This is a genomic window from Candidatus Obscuribacterales bacterium (genome assembly GCA_036703605.1).
In the GTDB taxonomy this organism is placed as follows: Bacteria; Cyanobacteriota; Cyanobacteriia; order RECH01; family RECH01; genus RECH01.
In genome coordinates this window covers 1-1,835 of record DATNRH010000750.1, presented here as the reverse complement: position 1 = coordinate 1,835, position 1,835 = coordinate 1, and the positions used below count along the sequence as shown (strand labels likewise).

Below are 1,835 nucleotides of genomic sequence, written 5' to 3'. Positions count from 1 at the left end.
TCGAAGCGACTCTTTCAGCAAATAAAATCAGCAAATAGAGAGGGAGGCGCGATCGCGCGTATGTGTTTAGCGTTTGAATTCGAGGTGTCTAACGAAAGAGGGATTACCCCTGAGGCCTATTCCTCATAAGTTAAAAAGCAGGAGAATCCACAAGGTTCTGAATGGTGCTGACAGTTCGTGAAGACAACCTGCCCGATATTCCAGCAGAGTATCTTAACAAGATTGAGCATGCCGTTCAGCAAGTAGAACGCATCGCTTCGGAAATGACGCAACAGAGTCGCGAGTGGGCGATTCAACGACTCCAGCAGCAAGCAGTCAGGCTGGGCAAGCTGCAGTACTATGTTGCAGCTCAACAGCACCAGATCGAGCAGCAGCAGACGACCATCCAGCAGTTAGAACATCAGCTTGAGCACGCCCAACGAGCGAGTAAGCGACAAGCCGCTCCGTTTCGAGTGAGAGAGAAGCACCGCAAGTCTCACCCCAAGCCACCCGGACGCAAGCCCGCCCATGCCGGGGCATGGCGAAAGCCGCCCGTGGCCAAAGCCAGTGATGAACACATCGAGGTTTCGTTGGAGCACTGCCCTGACTGCGGAGAGGCTCTGAAGGTGTCTAAGCAACAGGTGTTGGAGCAAACCATTGTGGAGATTCCAGAGGTTCAGCCTCGAGTGATTCGCCTGCGCACCTACAGCAATGCGTGTGAGCACTGCCAGCGGCGGGTACGCTCTGAGCATCCCCTGCAAGTCTCGATGGCCGTGGGCGCAGCAGGCACTCACTTGGGACCCCGAGCGATTGGCTTAGCCAGTGACTTGAACAAACGGTTGGGATTGCCGATGCGCAAAACCTGTGAGGTGCTCCAGCAGATGGCTGGCTTATCGCTCAGTGCGGGTGGTCTGTCCCAAGCGATGGCTCGAGCGGCGGAGCGGCTCCGTCCTCGTTACGATGAACTGCTGGACACGCTCCGTCAGAGTGAGAGCCTCCACTGTGATGAAACCGGGTGGTGGGTCGCGACAGCGGGCTCCTGGTTATGGGTGCTCACCAATGAGCAGGGCACCTACTACCGCATTGTGCCCTCTCGCAATCGGGATACCGCTAGAGCCCTCATCGGTGAGCACTTTCAGGGGGTGCTGGTGAGTGATTGTCTGGCCATCTATGACGACCTCAATCCCCATCAGCACAAATGCTACGCCCATCATCTCAAGGCCATTTCCCAAGCCCTCCAAACCCCGAGCGGGTCTCAGTCTCCGTACTTACTGGAAGTGCGAACTCTATTGCATAGCGCCATGCTGCTCAAGCGATTGATGCCACAGTTGAAGACAGAATTTATCGCTCAAATTCGTCAGCGTTTAGAGGAACGAGCCGATGCGTTGTTCGCTCATCCTCGAAGCGACCCACAGGATCATGCTCAAGCGCAGCAAGAAGAGAAAATTCGCCAACGCTTGAGCAAACAACGCGACCACCTTTTCACCTTCCTCGACTCTCCAGCGGTTGAGGCGACAAATAATCGGGCTGAACGCCAGTTACGGCCTGCCGTCATTAGCCGCAAAGTCTCTTGTGGCAACAAGACTCAGGCAGGGGCTCGCACCTGGGAGATTTTAGCCTCCTTGGCTGCAACGGCTCAGCAGCGAGGGGAATCCTTTGTGAACCTTGTTGCTGACGCAATGACATTTAATTCATCATCACAACAAAATCTACGCTAAACACATACGGCGCGCCGCGCCCACAACTTCAACAAAATGCGTAAGTCCTATTTAGATTTTGGACTGTCCGTGGGGGCATCGATCCAGAATGAGGCAGCGATCGCACGCCGGATTTTTGAAGTCGCAGCAGTGTTGACC

The 1,835-nt window shown here is 55.0% G+C and carries 1 protein-coding gene; it reads left to right on the top strand.

The features are described from left to right. The first annotated feature begins 161 nt into the window (after nucleotides 1-161). Nucleotides 162-1,697, top strand: coding sequence for an IS66 family transposase (locus V6D20_15570; GenBank protein ID HEY9817200.1), 1,536 nt, complete (start codon nucleotides 162-164; stop codon nucleotides 1,695-1,697). Nucleotides 1,698-1,835: the final 138 nt, after the last annotated feature.

Bases quoted from the DNA above. Each gene is read 5' to 3' on its own strand.
- V6D20_15570 (HEY9817200.1), top strand. From the start codon at position 162: ATGGTGCTGACAGTTCGTGAAGACAACCTGCCCGATATTCCAGCAGAG.